The 13,608-nt window shown below is 65.2% G+C and carries 19 protein-coding genes, 1 pseudogene and 1 riboswitch; of the genes and pseudogenes, 5 read left to right on the top strand and 15 right to left on the bottom strand.

Annotated elements, in window-relative coordinates; translation table 11 throughout:
* Positions 1-10: 10 nt before the first annotated feature.
* The 4 genes from ACAX61_RS10595 to ACAX61_RS10610 all read right to left on the bottom strand — a co-directional run bounded on the left by ACAX61_RS10595 (position 11) and on the right by ACAX61_RS10610 (position 4,661).
* Positions 11-607, bottom strand: coding sequence for a hypothetical protein (locus tag ACAX61_RS10595; RefSeq protein ID WP_370714720.1), 597 nt, complete (start codon positions 605-607; stop codon positions 11-13).
* Positions 607-2,595 carry a TonB-dependent receptor plug domain-containing protein gene (locus ACAX61_RS10600; protein ID WP_370714721.1) on the bottom strand — a complete coding sequence of 663 codons (1,989 nt, stop codon included), beginning with the start codon at positions 2,593-2,595 and terminating at the stop codon, positions 607-609. The genes ACAX61_RS10595 and ACAX61_RS10600 overlap by 1 nt, the downstream gene beginning before the upstream one ends.
* Positions 2,596-2,700: 105 nt before the next feature.
* Positions 2,701-2,928: riboswitch (cobalamin riboswitch) on the bottom strand.
* A 21-nt stretch (positions 2,929-2,949) separates the two neighbouring features.
* Positions 2,950-3,720: an ABC transporter ATP-binding protein gene (locus ACAX61_RS10605; RefSeq protein ID WP_370714722.1), complete on the bottom strand. Its 771-nt coding sequence runs from the start codon at positions 3,718-3,720 to the stop codon at positions 2,950-2,952.
* Positions 3,714-4,661, bottom strand: coding sequence for a FecCD family ABC transporter permease (locus ACAX61_RS10610; RefSeq protein WP_370714975.1), 948 nt, complete (start codon positions 4,659-4,661; stop codon positions 3,714-3,716). The genes ACAX61_RS10605 and ACAX61_RS10610 overlap by 7 nt, the downstream gene beginning before the upstream one ends.
* Positions 4,662-4,775: 114 nt before the next feature.
* Between ACAX61_RS10610 and ACAX61_RS10615 the strand changes: the two genes are divergently transcribed.
* Positions 4,776-5,597, top strand: coding sequence for an ABC transporter substrate-binding protein (locus ACAX61_RS10615; RefSeq protein WP_370714723.1), 822 nt, complete (start codon positions 4,776-4,778; stop codon positions 5,595-5,597).
* A gap of 50 nt (positions 5,598-5,647) precedes the next feature.
* Here the strand turns inward: ACAX61_RS10615 and ACAX61_RS10620 are convergent.
* From ACAX61_RS10620 to ACAX61_RS10630, 3 genes and pseudogenes are all read right to left on the bottom strand, one after another.
* Positions 5,648-5,868, bottom strand: a pseudogene (locus ACAX61_RS10620) (IS5/IS1182 family transposase); the annotation flags it as partial.
* Between the two features lie 272 nt (positions 5,869-6,140).
* Positions 6,141-6,329 carry a hypothetical protein gene (locus ACAX61_RS10625; RefSeq protein ID WP_370714724.1) on the bottom strand — a complete coding sequence of 63 codons (189 nt, stop codon included), beginning with the start codon at positions 6,327-6,329 and terminating at the stop codon, positions 6,141-6,143.
* Entirely contained in the window at positions 6,320-6,637 is a 318-nt protein-coding gene (locus ACAX61_RS10630) for a hypothetical protein (protein ID WP_370714725.1), read from the bottom strand. Before ACAX61_RS10630 ends, ACAX61_RS10625 begins: the two co-directional genes overlap by 10 nt.
* Positions 6,638-6,957: 320 nt before the next feature.
* Between ACAX61_RS10630 and ACAX61_RS10635 the strand changes: the two genes are divergently transcribed.
* Positions 6,958-7,095, top strand: a complete 138-nt coding sequence (locus tag ACAX61_RS10635) for a hypothetical protein (protein WP_370714726.1) — start codon at positions 6,958-6,960, stop codon at positions 7,093-7,095.
* A gap of 45 nt (positions 7,096-7,140) precedes the next feature.
* Here the strand turns inward: ACAX61_RS10635 and ACAX61_RS10640 are convergent, their stop codons facing one another.
* A complete protein-coding gene (locus tag ACAX61_RS10640) occupies positions 7,141-8,322 on the bottom strand; it encodes a hypothetical protein (protein WP_370714727.1) in 1,182 nt (393 codons plus the stop codon).
* Positions 8,319-8,924, bottom strand: a complete 606-nt coding sequence (locus tag ACAX61_RS10645) for a hypothetical protein (protein ID WP_370714728.1) — start codon at positions 8,922-8,924, stop codon at positions 8,319-8,321. The genes ACAX61_RS10640 and ACAX61_RS10645 overlap by 4 nt, the downstream gene beginning before the upstream one ends.
* 196 nt (positions 8,925-9,120) lie before the next feature.
* Here ACAX61_RS10645 and ACAX61_RS10650 point away from each other — a divergent pair, with 196 nt between their 5' ends.
* Positions 9,121-9,351: a hypothetical protein gene (locus ACAX61_RS10650; protein ID WP_370714729.1), complete on the top strand. Its 231-nt coding sequence runs from the start codon at positions 9,121-9,123 to the stop codon at positions 9,349-9,351.
* Positions 9,352-9,371: 20 nt separating this feature from the next.
* Here the strand turns inward: ACAX61_RS10650 and ACAX61_RS10655 are convergent, their stop codons facing one another.
* A complete protein-coding gene (locus ACAX61_RS10655; RefSeq protein ID WP_370714730.1) occupies positions 9,372-9,632 on the bottom strand; it encodes a hypothetical protein in 261 nt (86 codons plus the stop codon).
* Positions 9,633-9,716: 84 nt separating this feature from the next.
* Between ACAX61_RS10655 and ACAX61_RS10660 the strand changes: the two genes are divergently transcribed.
* Positions 9,717-10,483, top strand: a protein-coding gene (locus tag ACAX61_RS10660) for an IS5 family transposase (RefSeq protein WP_370714976.1) whose coding sequence is annotated in 2 segments (ribosomal slippage) — positions 9,717-10,041 and positions 10,041-10,483 — 768 coding nt in all. Because the reading frame shifts where the segments join, the coding sequence is not laid out codon by codon here.
* Positions 10,484-10,617: 134 nt separating this feature from the next.
* Here ACAX61_RS10660 and ACAX61_RS10665 read toward each other — a convergent pair.
* The 5 genes from ACAX61_RS10665 to ACAX61_RS10685 form a co-directional block, all read right to left on the bottom strand.
* Entirely contained in the window at positions 10,618-11,046 is a 429-nt protein-coding gene (locus tag ACAX61_RS10665) for a hypothetical protein (protein ID WP_370714731.1), read from the bottom strand.
* Positions 11,047-11,222: 176 nt separating this feature from the next.
* Positions 11,223-11,465: a hypothetical protein gene (locus ACAX61_RS10670; protein WP_370714732.1), complete on the bottom strand. Its 243-nt coding sequence runs from the start codon at positions 11,463-11,465 to the stop codon at positions 11,223-11,225.
* Positions 11,466-11,497: 32 nt separating this feature from the next.
* The gene (locus ACAX61_RS10675; protein ID WP_370714733.1) at positions 11,498-11,719 is read right to left on the bottom strand and encodes a hypothetical protein; all 222 of its coding nucleotides are present in this window, start codon (positions 11,717-11,719) and stop codon (positions 11,498-11,500) included.
* Between the two features lie 240 nt (positions 11,720-11,959).
* The gene (locus ACAX61_RS10680; RefSeq protein ID WP_370714734.1) at positions 11,960-12,511 is read right to left on the bottom strand and encodes an HNH endonuclease; all 552 of its coding nucleotides are present in this window, start codon (positions 12,509-12,511) and stop codon (positions 11,960-11,962) included.
* Positions 12,512-12,517: 6 nt separating this feature from the next.
* The gene (locus tag ACAX61_RS10685) at positions 12,518-12,862 is read right to left on the bottom strand and encodes a hypothetical protein (protein ID WP_370714735.1); all 345 of its coding nucleotides are present in this window, start codon (positions 12,860-12,862) and stop codon (positions 12,518-12,520) included.
* 74 nt (positions 12,863-12,936) lie between these two features.
* Between ACAX61_RS10685 and ACAX61_RS10690 the strand changes: the two genes are divergently transcribed.
* A complete protein-coding gene (locus ACAX61_RS10690) occupies positions 12,937-13,410 on the top strand; it encodes a GIY-YIG nuclease family protein (protein WP_370714736.1) in 474 nt (157 codons plus the stop codon).
* Positions 13,411-13,608: the final 198 nt, after the last annotated feature.

Raw genomic sequence — 13,608 nt, forward strand, 5'->3', positions numbered from 1 at the left:
GCCCCGGCGTTCATGCCGTTGCCGCCCCGCGCGGGGCAGCGGGAAGCCCCGCTGCCCGCAGGCTCCGATACAGTGCATATAGGCCGATCAGTATCGCCCCGTTACGCACCATTTGACGCAGGTTGATCGACGGCGACAGGGCGGTTTCGACGCCGCCAAGGCCGAGCGACCAGAGCAGGATCGCCAGCTTGAACGCTATCGTTGCCGCAAGATAGGCGCCGGCGATTCGCAGCGCGGGGGAGTGGCCGCCAAGCCGCTCCCCGGCTGCCCGCGCCGAAATCACGCATGCGATAGCCGCGCTACCCAGCGCGACGGCCCAGGCAAAGGTGCTGGCATCACGCGGATAGTCCAGCACGCAAAAACCCACGATCTGGCTGGCGGCCCATGCGGCGATCATCAGCATTATGCCGTCGCGCGCCCGCATCTGCGTGGCCGCCAGTGCGGCCAGCGCGGTGAAGGGCGTTGCACATGCCAGCAGCAGCGTTGTCGCGGTGCTAGCCAGCGTCAGCAGCATGATCCAAAGGGTCGATGCCGGCATCGACGAGCCGCCGGGTGAACCTGCCCTCATCGTCTTGTCCTCCGCTTTGCCGAAAGAATGCGCCGCCATCAGAAGCGCCCCCGCAGCCCGGCATAGATGCTGCGCCCCAACGTGCCGTAGCGATACACCGTCTCATAGCGTTCGTCGAAAATGTTCTCACCCCGCACGAACACGCTTACTTCGTCAGAGACGGGCGCTTCGGCCCGCAGGTCGACCAGTGTATAGGGTGCGAAGCGAACCGAGTGGCTGGCATTGTCGAACGCCTCGCCCGACCAGCGGACGGCGGCGCCGAAGGACGGTCCACCCGGGAAGCTGTAATTGGCGGCTGCGTTCCAGCTATGGCGTGGGCGGCGCGCCAGCTGCTTGCCGAAATTGGCCGACCCGGTGGAGCGGTCCTCCGACGTGACCCAGCTGTAATTGCCGTCGACCGTCAGCCTGTCGCCAATGGCGACGCGGCCAGAAGCCTCAATGCCGTTTGCGAAAGCGCGCGAGACATTGTCGTAATAGCCAAATCGCCGCTCCGTCGTGCTGCCCGGCACAAAGCAGCGCGGATCGGTCGTCGTGCTGGTGCAGCCGGCATAGATGATCAGGTCGGTCGAGCGCCGTTCGAAATAAGTGGCGCCCAGCGCGACCGCGCCTTCCAGGAACCGCTGTTCCGCACCCGCTTCCCAGCCATTGGCCTGTTCGGGGCGCAGCGCGTCATTCCCATATTCGGAAAAGAGTTGGTACAGGGTCGGCGCCTTGAACCCCTCCGAATAGCTGGCGCGAAGCACCGTTCCCGTCGGCAGTGCCCACACACCCCCTGCGGCGAACAGCGTCTTGCTGCCATAGCGGTTGTGATCGTCGTTGCGAACGCCACCCGTCAGCGTCAGCCCGGCAACGGGGGAGACGTTCAGCTGCCCATAAAAGCTGGTGATCTCGGCCCGTCCGGTTGCGGGGGCGGGGATGGGAACGCTCAGGCTGGCGGATGGCGAAACGCTGCTGAACCGGCTGACTTCGTTTTCCGCGCCGAACACGGCGTCGACGCCCGACACAATCGCAACGCTGCCCTGATATTCGGCACGGTGGTTGGTGCCCGCCGCGTCGAAGGTCTGCGCCCTTTGGCGGGTCGGGTTCAGGTTTTCGCGGTCGGTGTCGGTATAGCCATAGGCGAAACGGTTGCGGAAACGTCCGTCGAACAGCGCGACGTTCAGCCCGGCATAGCCGACAAATTCCTCGTTCCGCGAATATTCGGGGGTGTCGCCGCTGAACCCGTCAATCTCCACCCGGCCATTTGAATAATAGCCACGCAGGTCTGCACTTACGCCGTTCACGATATCCAGCACCGCGCGACCGGTGACCGACTGGTTGCGATAGCCGTCCGCTTCGCCGCCGCCGAATTCGGGCGCGATGGCGGAAATGCCTTGGGTGGTGAAGGTCTGCGCCCCGATGCGCCAGCCAAGCGGGCCGGTGCGCCCGCCGATGGCGGCACGACCGCTGACGGTTTCGCGGCTGCCTGCTTCGATATCGAAGCTGCCTTCTAGGTCTGCCGTCGGAAGCGGCGTCACGACGTTGACGACGCCGCCGATCGCCTGGCTGCCCCACAGGATCGACTGGGGTCCGCGCAGCACCTCGATCCGGCTCGCATCGCCGGTCAGCAGGTTGGCGAAGTTATAGCCGCCGCCGGGCGACGACGGATCGTTGATCTTGACCCCGTCGATGACGACGACGGTCTGGTCGCTCTCAGCGCCGCGGATGCGAAGCTGGGTCGCGGTACCATAGCCACCGTTGCGCGTCAGGCTGATGCCGGGCGTGCGGACCAGAAGGTCGGCAACCGCCAGGTCCCCTGCGCGGTCGATGCGTTCCTTGTCGAGAACCGTTACCGATGCGGGCACGCGGTCGATGTCGGTCGGGCTCCGGTTGGCGGCGACGACGATGGCGCCCGTGCGCGTCGTGTCGCTGCCGTCGCCGGGTGTGGCCGCCGCGTCGGGCGACGGGGCCTGATCGGCCTGGGACTGGGCGAGCAAGGGCGCCGGTGCAAACAGGGCAACACCGGCAAGCAAATGGATCTTCTTCATTCTAACCCCACGTGACGTCGCCCCCAGGCGGCAACGCCACCCGAGGTCGATTTGCTTGTCGTTTCGCGGGTTGACCCCCGTCCGTCCGGCACACCCTGTCCGGTCGAAGAACGACTGCGACGGGCAGGTCTCCTGGCTCACGGGTCAATGCCGATTCGGAACCCGGCCGAGCATCGCTCTGCCGGGAACCCTCCGCGCCGCCTTCTCAGGACCGGAGTCCCAATGGCATGTGGCGTGGTGGCTCGCCGTTCACAGTTGCAGGGGCAGCCGGGGTCTTGAACCCCGTTCCCTTTGAATCCCCGACTAAGGGGAACCTGTCGCGGCTGCGCCCTTAATCCCGGACGGGCGCTTGCGTCAACGCAGCCTGTCGAGCGGGACGAGCAGCGGCGAAGCGCCGTCGCCGCGATAGGCGGTGATCCCATAAACCTCCGCCAGCAATTCGGGCGTCAGCACGGCGTTCGGTTCGCCATCGGCGACCAGCGCAGCATCGGCCATTACCAGCACCCGGTCGCAAAAACGCGCCGCGAGCGTCAGGTCGTGCAGCACCGCGAGGACAAGCCCACCGCCTTGCGCCTCTGCCCGCAGCAATTCCATGCCGTGGATCTGATGCGCGGGGTCAAGGCTGGCCAGCGGCTCGTCGGCCACCAGCGCCGGTGCCTCCACCGCCAGCGCGCGGGCGAGCAACACGCGCGCGCGCTCACCGCCCGACAATTCGGTCGCGGTGCGGTGGGCGAGATGAGCAACGTCGGCGCGCTCCATCGCCCGCTCGATCGCCAAGCGGTCAGCCTCATCGGGGCGGGACAGCGGGGCGAGGTGGGGCAGGCGGCCCAGCGCGACCAGCCGCTCGGCCGAGATCGGCCAGTGCAAGGTCTGCCCCTGTGGCAGATAGGCGATCTGTCGCGCGATGGTGGCGCGCGACAGGGCGGGGCGCGGGGTGCCGTCGATCGTCACCGCACCTGCATGCGGGATCAGACCCAGCAACGCGCGCACCCATGTCGACTTGCCCGCGCCGTTCGGTCCCAGCACGCCGATCAGCGTGCCGCCGTCCAGCCGGGCCGACACGTCGCGAACGACCGCGCGGCCGCCCAGCGTCACACTCACTCCCTGAGCAACGATGCTCACCACAAGCGGCGCTCCCGCATCAGATGGACCAGGAAGACCGGCACGCCCAGAAACGCCGTCACCACGCCCAGTTTCAGTTCGTTGGTCGACGGGATCAGCCGCACCGCGACATCGGCCAGCGTCAGTAGCGCGGCGCCCGCCAGCGCACTGGGCCACAGCACGGCCGAGGGGCTGCGGTCGGTCAGCGGGCGGATCAGATGCGGCACGATCAGCCCGACAAAACCGATCGCGCCCGACACCGCCACCGCGCCACCCACGCCGACAGCGATCCCGACCAGCAATCGCACCCGCGTCCGCCGCAGGTCGACGCCCAACGCCGCCGCGCCGTCCTCGCCCAGCGTCAGCGCGTCGAGGGCGCGGCCCTGTCCCGCCAGCAACACCATGCCCAGCGCAATGCACGGCGCGGCCAGCAGCACATGTTCGAACGAGCGATCCTCAAGACTGCCTAGCAGCCACGTCATGATCTCCATCGCGGCGAACGGATTGGGTGACAGGTTCAGCGCCAGGCTGATGCCCGCCCCCGCCAACGTCGCTACCGCGATGCCGGCCAGAATTAGCGTCAACGGGCTTTCGGAGCGACCGGCCAGCAGAAACAGGATGGTCAGCGTGGCCAATGCGCCGAGGATCGCCAACACCGGCAGCGCCGCCGGGTGCCACGCCGCGAGCCCGAAATAGAGCGCGACAACCGCGCCCAGCGCGGCGCCGTTGGACGCACCCAACACCGCCGGTTCGGCCAGCGGGTTGCGAAGATAACCCTGCAATGCCGCGCCGCTCAGGCCCAGCATCGCACCGACGAGCAGGCCCAGCATCGCCCGCGGCAGGCGCAGTTCGATCAGGATCGCGCGTTCGACCGGGTCGCCAAGGCCGCCAAGCGCCGCCAGCACACGGGCAGGCGCGATTGACGTGGTGCCAACGCCCACGCCCAGCACGGCCGCAACCAGCATGGCAAGGATGAGAGCGGGCCAGAGCCAGCGGCGGGTCACGTGCAATCAACCTCAATGGTCGCGTCTGTTGATTCGCGCCTAGCGCGGATGGCGGCGCCAAGGCAAAGGACGATCATGCGCCGCCTGTTTGCCCTGCCGCTGATCGCTGCCCTGTTAGGAGGCGCAGGACCCGTTCCGCCACAGCGGCCGAGACGGATCGTGTCGCTCAATCTGTGTGCCGACCAATATCTGCTGGCGCTGGCCGATCCGGGGCAGATCGTTGCGCTGACGCAGTTCGCGCGCGATCCCGAAATGTCGGCAGCGGCGGGAAAGGCGCGCGCCTTTCACTCGACGCGCGGTTCGGCGGAGGAGGTGCTCGCGCTGCGGCCCGACCTGATCCTCGCCACGCCGGGCCGCCGTCGGGAAACGATGGCGCGCCTGCAGGGGCGCGACATTGCGACCCTCGATGTCAGTTTCGCCAATAACTACGCCGACATCGTCGCTCAGATCCGAAGCGTCGCCGCCGCCGTCGGCCACCCGGCGCGGGGGGAGGCGCTGATCGTGCATATGGACCGGCAGCTCGCTTCCATCCCCGCCACCGCCGGGCGCGGCGCGGTTGCGGCCTATTACCAGCGGCGGGGGTTTCTGACGGGGACTGGCACCCTGATCGACGACCTGATGCAACGCGTCGGCCTTCGCAACCTGGCGGCGAAACTGGGCAAGCCTGCGCTGGCGCGAGTGGGCCTTGAGGAAATGGCCATGGCGCGGCCCGACTATCTGATCGTCGAGACCGCCACCGATCAAGTGCAGGACCAAGGGACTGAAATGCTCCACCACCCGGTACTGGCGCCGATCCCCCGCCTGCGCCTGCCCCAAGCCTGGACCGTGTGCGGCGGCCCCGCTTATGTGGAGGCCGCACGCGCGCTGGCATCGCAGCTTGGCGGAAAACGAAAATAGCGGTTCAGGGTCGTTCGAAGGCTAATTTAACTTAGAGTCCGTTTCAGAACTCACGTCGAACGAGCGATGCGCCTGACGAGCACCATTGCGGCGGCAGCGTAGACGAAGGCAGTGGCAGAGCCGATGGTGGCTTCGAAGTCCTTAACCAGTCGCGATTGCGACCGAGCCGAGCGAAGGTCCGCTCCACAACCCGGCGGCGCAGGGGGACGGTAAAGCCGACCTCCCCGGCGATCTTGCGCGCGATCTTGATGTCGATCGAAGTAGCGTCCTTGACCCGCGCGGCGCTGTAGGCGCTGCGCCAGCACGTCAGGCGGCAGAAAGCCGGATATCTAACCTCGATTTCGCGCGATTGGCGCTTGCTGTTGTCGGACCAAGTATTCGCGCCAAGCTGACCGATAGCTTGCAACGGTTCACTCGTGAGGCGTGAGCCTATTACGATTTGGGGGATCTGGCGGGATCCCGCAGTCGTAACGCGAGTAGCCCGCCGACAGAGCATGACCAAGCGCGCCGCTCGCCGCCGCCGCTGCGATGATGTCTGTCAGCTCAGCCACCTGCCAGCATCCGCTCCGCGGTAATGCGCCGACACTCTTCCGCCATGCGCCCTGCGGCCGCTGCATCCACGCGCGCCAGATCCACGGTCGCCATCGCGACGCCCAGATGGTCGTAGGCGTGGTAGAACTGCTGCGCCTTCATCTTGGCGCCCTGAGCCTTGCCGACAGCGGCTAGCCCCATCGCGCCTGCCAGCACGGCATGGCGAACAACCGCCACCAGTCGTTCTGACCGAAAATGTAGGAAGCATGGAACGCCAGTACCGCTACCGCCATCCAGAAGCCGAACGAGAGGAAGATTTCGGGAGGGCGCATGTGACCACGCATCAGTGCCGTCGCACCGGATGCAGACCAGGTCAGATTGTAGAGCGCCAGCCCGGCCGCGAGCACGCGCAGGGCGATGACTAGTATGCCCAATGGCCGTCGTCGCGCGACCGCCTGGGCCGCGACGCTGGTGTTGGATAGGGTTAATGCTAGACTGGTGTTGCCCATCGCGTTTTCCTTTACACCGCTTCCGGACCGGCCATTTTCGCCACAGAGCAGGAGGCGTTTAGGCCGGGCTGGTCTGATCGGTTGAAAGAGGAGCTTTCACCGATGCCGAGCATCTTGCTGAATTGGCGGTTCGGCGCGCCGCCGACGCAACCTCCTCACATCCTGCGCGTGACCGGTGGCTACGATCCCGATCGTCACGCCTTTTGAACGCGAATGTGGATAGTCAGCTTCGGCTGCGAAACTTGGAAGGAGTGCCGATTTCGCCCGCGGGTGATCGGGGCTACCCGCGCTAGTAGCGAGATACCGGCGGAGTGTACGTGATGAACGAGCGTCTAGTCGTAGCGTATCTGCTGCTCGCAGCGTTGGTCGCGGCTGCCGGCTACCTGCTGTTGCGCTGGCGCCGTTATGCGGCTTGCGAGCGGCGTCGCCTTGGCGGGCGAGAGCGGCACAAGCATTGATCACTGCTTGGCGGCCCGCCGGCACTAGGCGGACCGCCATAACAGCTATGCCAATGGCCCTCCGAGCACAACTGCCGGCCCGCGCTGACCTGTCGCGTCAAGGGGAGCTACCGTGACGTCATTTTCCCCTGCGAATACGCGAACGGTCCCGGTATTGCCAAGGGTGAGCTGCGACCAGCTTCCGACGCCGCGTCGGACCTGCAGCTCGGTGGTGCCCGGCCAGCTGCTCACGATATGAACTGTTGCGGCATTCAATCCCGTCAGCGGAACACCAGCGACATAGGCGCCGAGGTATGGTGTCGCCCGCGCTTCGGAGACGCGCGCGCTAACTTCGAAAGGCACCAGCGCGTCGTCGATCCAGAGCGTCAACCGATTGGTTCGGCCATTCGGTACGATCCGGCTATCGAGGGAAGCGGACCATACAGGGAAGCCTTCTGGGTGGTCGGCGATGTAGCTTGCTGAAACGTAAGGTTCGGGATCCCAGCTTGGTCCGGTGTGTGGCTGGCGTGCGATAGATGTCACCATGCCCCCTTGAGTTAGGTCGCGCAGTTCGGCGATATCGAGCGGCCGAAAATCGCCTGCCAGCGAATAGTGCTCATTGTATGTCGAGCACCAATAGCCCCACTCCCCGCGATCACCATATTGCACCCGTAGCGGATCGTGCCCGGTGATGTGGATCAGCATGCTGGGGTAACCGAGTGTCGCTAACAGGAGGGTGGCAATGTCGTGCTGCCACGAGCACCAGACGCTGCGCACCTTCGACAACTCTCGATATTTGTAGTGCGCTTGAGCACCACCCTCGGCGACCTGCACCATGGCACCGTCCTGAGCTCGGCTACCATCTGCTTGTAGTGTGCCGAGCAGAACGTTGAGCATGGCTGCGGCGTCGTGATTGAATGTCGCCCAATATTCGGTGTCGGCCTGCTGCTTCTCTGCCGTAAGCCATGCCTGCACGGTCGCCCACGTCTCGCCAACTGGCAGCGCTGCGGTTCCTGCTGTGTACGGCGTTGGGAGGCGAAGTCCGCTGTGGCCGTGGATGGCGGTACGAGCGATCCAGTCCATGATTGCGGACACGCGATCGCTGGCGACAGTAGGGTTGCCGTAATCGGCTAGGATCGCGAGCGCGAGCGGACGGTGCCGTGTGACCTCAGGCAGTGTCGGATCGAGGGGGTAGAAGCGGTTGAACTCGCCACTCGGTGCGCGGCGTCCTCCGAAGATGATGGTCACAGTGCGAACTCCCGAAGTGCGATGAAGTGATCGAACGAGGCAGCCGGTCCGACCCGCAGACCGACCGCGGAACCCCAGGCGAGCTGCGGCATGGCAAGCGGCGGAATGACGAGGCGTCCGTCGACGCTGACGCTGGCCGTGCGCGCCTTGGCATCCAGCCGTAGCGTCAGCAATTCGTCGGCGACGCTGCCGACACGTGCCTCGGTCATGAAATTTAGTGCAAAGCCGGCTTGGACGCCAAGCCGGATCCGGTCCGAGCCACGCTGCATAATGACTGCTGCTGGTGTCCCCGCCTCGGCAAACCACCCGTACATCCAGGCATCGTGTGGTCCGACGTTGGACCGAACCTGCATGATGGTTACGCCTTTGATTTGGTGGCCGGGCAAGTCGGTCGTGACGATCCCGTTACCGCCGGACGACGCAAAGCGATTGTCCTTGATTATGGCGCTGGTAGACCCTTGCGCATCGCGCCAAGTCTGGCCGGTATCCGTAGTCGAACCCGCGACTGCGCCATCGCTGCGGGTGAACATGTCCATGGCCAACGGGACGCGTGCGATCTGCGCACCCAATTGAGCTTGGATCGCTTGTTGGATGTCGGCCAAGCCGTGTGCGTCGGGGTCGGCGTCGTGTGCAGCGATCAACGCTGCGATCTGATCTGGCGTAGACAAAGCCGTCCTTTCTTGAATGGACCTGAGAACAAACACAGGACGGGGCTTGTAGGACAGCGATTTTTTTCCGTGCCTCAGTCACTGCGCCGAGAGACTGGACAGCAAGTCAGGCGAGGCGCAGTTTACGCCCATGCGGATCGTCATTTACAATGCTGGCGGCTTCGGGCGCGAACTGCTGAGGGCAGCGCTTCATATCGCTGGACAAATCGAAGTCGTTTTCGCTTCTGATGACTGTGAACAAGTTGGGGCGCTCGTGAACGGCGTTGCCATCGTGAGCGCCTCATCCTTAAGAAGTGACGACCGATGCGCGCTGGCGGTCAACGACCCCGCTGAGGCGCAAGCTGGCAGCACGCTGTCCTAGGGTGAACCCATAAACGGGCGTCAGGGTCGAACCTCTTCGCCAGCCGCATAACGTGGTAGATCAGCGGCTGCATCCTTGAAGGCGGGGGTGATCTCGGTCAGGCCGAAGCACCGGTCCCATAGCTCGGTTGCGAGTAGATTGATCGCCGGAGCAAGAACTGGAGTTTCCGGCCACGGATTTGTTTGGTGGAGTTCGTTCAGCGCTACCGAGAAGCGGTAAGCCGATTCATGGAAGGTTGTCTGCCCTGCGTCGTTCGCAGCTTGCTCGGGGTCTTCCATCATTTCGATACGATAAGGGCGGTGCGCATACAGCGGCAACACTGGTGCGAGCTTTTCTTCTTGGCCCCGTTCTGATTCAGCGTCGGCATAAGCCGATACGATCTGACCGACTTCGAGTGGCGCGTGATCGAGCCACTGCTGCCCAACAAACCGCGAGGCGTACCGCGCGTCGATGACCGGCGCGTGCTGAACGGCATCTTCTGGGTGTTGCGGTCGGGTGCGCCATGGCGTGACCTGCCGGAGCGTTACGGCCCGCGCACCACCTGCTACAACCGCTTCAATCGATGGCGGCAGGCGGGCGTATGGGACCGGCTGATCGACGCCATCAACACCGCCCATGACGGCGCCATCCAGATGATCGACAGCACTTCCATCCGGGCGCGCCAGCAGGCTACGACGGCAAAAAAGGGGGTTCAGATCATTGTCTCGGTCGCAGCCGAGGCGGGCTCACGACCAAGATCCACGTCGTTGTCGACGCGCAAGGCCTCCCGATCCGGCTCGGCCTGACCGCGGGGCAAGCGCACGACGGGCAGATCGCCGACGCGCTGCTCAACCACCTCGACCCGCGCACCATCGTGCTCGCGGACAAGGCTTACGATGCCGATCGCATCCGCGAACTGATCCAAGACCAAGGCCCCACGCCGAACATCCCGCCCAAGAGCAACCGGAGATGGGAACCGTGCTTCAGCAAGCGTCTTTACCGCGAACGCAACCTGATCGAGCGGTTCTTCTCCAAGCTGAAGCACTTCAGTCGCGTCGCCACCCGCTACGACAAGCTCGCCGGAAACTTCCTCGCCATGGTCCAGCTCACCTCAATGCGGCTGTGGCTGCGCGCTTATGAGTCTACAGCCTAGTAGCGGAAGCTCCGGAGCATACCCGGTGCGGATGGCTGAGCTTGCAGAGAACACCTTTTCGGGGCGGCCGGCTGACGGCTTGACGACGCTCGGGGAAATGTCTTCTGCTGAAAGCTGGCGCGACGACCGGCGCGTCATGCGCGGCGACCGCCTGTGGTCCCGAAAAGGCCGCCATCTGGTCCGGCGAATATTCGCGCGTGCTGATCACGGCCCACAGCACCGCCAGCAGGATCGCCGCCGCACCGATGTAAAAGGCATAGCGAACCGATGGCGGAGTCCTCCGCCAGGGTGCCGCAGAAGCGCGACAGAATTTCATGGCGGTCGACCGCTGAAAGACCGCCGGGCAGTTCGCCGACGAACCGGTGCTGCGACCGCTGGGTCCGGCCCTGCTTCCACGAGACGAGGTCGCGAGCGAACAGCCTGTGCTCGAACCAGTCGAGACGATCATAGGCCTCGTCGCTCGACACCTCGGCGATGGTGACCGTGCGGTGACGTGCCGGATGGCCCCGCTTGTCGGCTTCCTGCTCGACCTTGTCGGCTTCGGCCCGGAGGCGCCGGGTCATCACGCGAAACCATGCCGGGACGCCAAACCTAAGTTGTGCTTCGAAGTCGGCAAGCTGCGTGGTGGATGCCTGAAGCAGGTGCGACTTCGGCGCCGGCGCCGCACGCTCGGCCGCCTCGAACAGGCTGCGTGCTCGGCCCTAGCCACCCGGGATGTTGGTATAGCAGGCAAGCTGGTTCAGCTCGCCCGCATCTCCTGCTCGTCCAGCATGTCGAGTAGCAGCTCGCCGGCCGGATCGTCGACGCCGGTCTCGCGCCGGATATAGTCGATGTGGGTTGCGAGCCCTATCCTCGCGCCATCGGTGACATAGTCGAAGTGCGCCGCGGCACCCATGCCCCCGCCGCCGCAGCGCGGGTGAGCGACCCCGTTCCGGGACGGCGGGTGGACCGCCACCACCGCCTTCACGTCGAAATGCTGCACTCGGACGCCGCCCGTCTGCCGGTCGCTGCGAGTCAGCGGGCTGGCGGCATAAAAGTCGACGATCCGCTTCCGCCGGCGTTGCTCGACCGCTGCGGACCTCGGCTCTCGCCGTCTACGATCTGCGCGCGAAAACCCGCCCGTTTGAGTAACCCGCCGATCGCCTCGTCATCCTCGCGGCGCTGACGCGCACGAAGCGCGCGCACCTGATGGGTGAACACTTCGGGCTCTTCACCGACAGGCCAGGCCGTGGACATGGCACAAATTGTCCCCTCGACGGGCCGCCGGCCCCCCCCCCACAAGCACCTCAGCCTTCCGGAAACCGTCAGGTTGGAGGATCCCGCCGACGCCCCTCCAGCGACGGCGGCGCACCGCCATTCGGCCGCTCCCGCCGAATTGCGCTGTTGCGCCTGACAATTTCCTCCTCCGCGGTCATGTCAACGCAGATCGACGGCCGCTCGAACGACCTACCTTGCGCCTCCGCGATCTCCGAGGCGTTACAGCTTGAAGCAGTGCTCGCGGTGCCAGCGCAGGAAGTGCGGATGCGGCCGGTCGCCGGGGCGGCCTGGCAGGATCGCTCGCCCGCTCGGGTTGATGACCGAGCGGATGCTGTCCGGATCGTTGGCCTGGCGCGAGACCAGAATGCTCGCATCGTCGGCCATGCTGATGAGGCCGCGGTCGAACATCCAATGCGCCGTGCCGGAAAGAGCGAGGCCATTGCTCACGATATCCGGCCCGCCCGCCTCAACCGGCCGGATGTGCGCGGCTTCCACCTCGGCCCGGCCGCCGCCGTTGATCAGCTTAAGCCCGGTGACCGCGCACCGCTCGTCATACGCGCGGAGCACAATCCGGCGAAAAACGCGATCGCGCACCACGCGGGACACGAGCCTGCTCACGCGCTCGGGTGTCTTGTCGAAGCCGAACGGCGTTCGCTCCTCGCGGACCGCCGAGGGCGCTTCCGAGGCGCCGACCCGCGGCAAGAGCTGATTGCTCTCCGCAAGACCTTGGTCAACGATGCGCGTGAAGTCGGAAGCGGACAGCCCTCGCACAGCCGCCTAGGCGCGACCCGAGATACGGCCAGCCTCGTTGAGCACGCCCCGTTCGATCACGGCGCCATCGACGTCGGCGAAGGGAACCGGGTTTGGGAAGTCGAGGTAGCTGCCGGGCTCGATCAGAGCGAGGTACACGCCGGGTGCGCTGGGGTCGACGACCACCTGGTCCACCTCCGCCACCGCGAAATACCCGCGCGTGCCGGGGACCTTTCGCGGCTCGTAATAGACGATCCAGTTGCCGATGCATGCGCGGACCCGGCTGAGATATTGAGGGGGGAACTGATAGCGCTCGGCCGGCGTGTCATCGTAGATCGAATCCGACCGGTGAATGAAGAAGCCGAAAGCCATACGGATGCTTAGCGCGAGCAGGCACCGCGTCAACGAGAGCCGGACAGCGCCCCACTATTCCGCGCCGTCTGAGGTTGCCCCATGACAGTGGGCCACAGATTGCCTATCCTTCACGTGATGATCGAAGGCCCGCCGATCTGCTGCCGACGGGCACGCTCTACGTCCTGCGTAGCAGCTCGGCGCAGCCGACGACCGCCGCGTACCGCGACCTAATCCACAAGATCGGCATCACCGGCGGGTCGGTCGAGGCGCGGATCGCAGGAGCCGCCAACGACGCGACCTATCTGCTCGCCGAGGTCGACGTCGTGGCGACGTACAAGCTTTTCAACGTTCACCGCACGCGTCTGGAGGCTCTGATCCACCGCGTGCTCGGCAAGGTCCGGTTCGACGTCGAGATTCCTCATCGGTTCGGCAAGCCGGTGCGCCCGCGCGACTGGTTCGTCATGCCCGTTCCGGTCATCGACGAGATCGTCGCATGCATCGCAGACGAGATGCTCGCGAGAATGATCTACAATCCCCAGTCGGTCGCTTTGATCCCGGCGAAGTGATGCCAACGGACCGATCCAAGGGACCGAAATCGGTTTACAGGTCCTTTATTAAGTTATTCATTTTACGATGACTAAATTTGGCCGGTTTACAACGAAAACGGCAGATTTCGCCATTTGCTGAAGCTTGGGAAGCTTCTGCTCTACCATTGAGCTACACCCGCATTTCGACCTGGCGTCGATCTGCCCCGTCAGCGGGCG

This window comes from Sphingomonas sp. IW22 (genome assembly GCF_041321155.1).
In the GTDB taxonomy this organism is placed as follows: domain Bacteria; phylum Pseudomonadota; class Alphaproteobacteria; order Sphingomonadales; family Sphingomonadaceae; genus Sphingomonas.

Coding starts and splice junctions, on each gene's coding strand:
- ACAX61_RS10630 (WP_370714725.1), bottom strand. CDS start 6,637: ATGGGCAACACCAGTCTAGCATTAACCCTATCCAACACCAGCGTCGCG.
- ACAX61_RS10635 (WP_370714726.1), top strand. CDS start 6,958: ATGAACGAGCGTCTAGTCGTAGCGTATCTGCTGCTCGCAGCGTTGGTC.
- ACAX61_RS10600 (WP_370714721.1), bottom strand. CDS start 2,595: ATGAAGAAGATCCATTTGCTTGCCGGTGTTGCCCTGTTTGCACCGGCG.
- ACAX61_RS10685 (WP_370714735.1), bottom strand. CDS start 12,862: ATGGCTTTCGGCTTCTTCATTCACCGGTCGGATTCGATCTACGATGAC.
- ACAX61_RS10625 (WP_370714724.1), bottom strand. CDS start 6,329: ATGGGGCTAGCCGCTGTCGGCAAGGCTCAGGGCGCCAAGATGAAGGCG.
- ACAX61_RS10665 (WP_370714731.1), bottom strand. CDS start 11,046: ATGACCCGGCGCCTCCGGGCCGAAGCCGACAAGGTCGAGCAGGAAGCC.
- ACAX61_RS10595 (WP_370714720.1), bottom strand. CDS start 607: ATGGCGGCGCATTCTTTCGGCAAAGCGGAGGACAAGACGATGAGGGCA.
- ACAX61_RS10655 (WP_370714730.1), bottom strand. CDS start 9,632: ATGATGGAAGACCCCGAGCAAGCTGCGAACGACGCAGGGCAGACAACC.
- ACAX61_RS10675 (WP_370714733.1), bottom strand. CDS start 11,719: ATGTCCACGGCCTGGCCTGTCGGTGAAGAGCCCGAAGTGTTCACCCAT.
- ACAX61_RS10610 (WP_370714975.1), bottom strand. CDS start 4,661: ATGCTGGTTGCGGCCGTGCTGGGCGTGGGCGTTGGCACCACGTCAATC.
- ACAX61_RS10650 (WP_370714729.1), top strand. CDS start 9,121: ATGCGGATCGTCATTTACAATGCTGGCGGCTTCGGGCGCGAACTGCTG.
- ACAX61_RS10615 (WP_370714723.1), top strand. CDS start 4,776: ATGCGCCGCCTGTTTGCCCTGCCGCTGATCGCTGCCCTGTTAGGAGGC.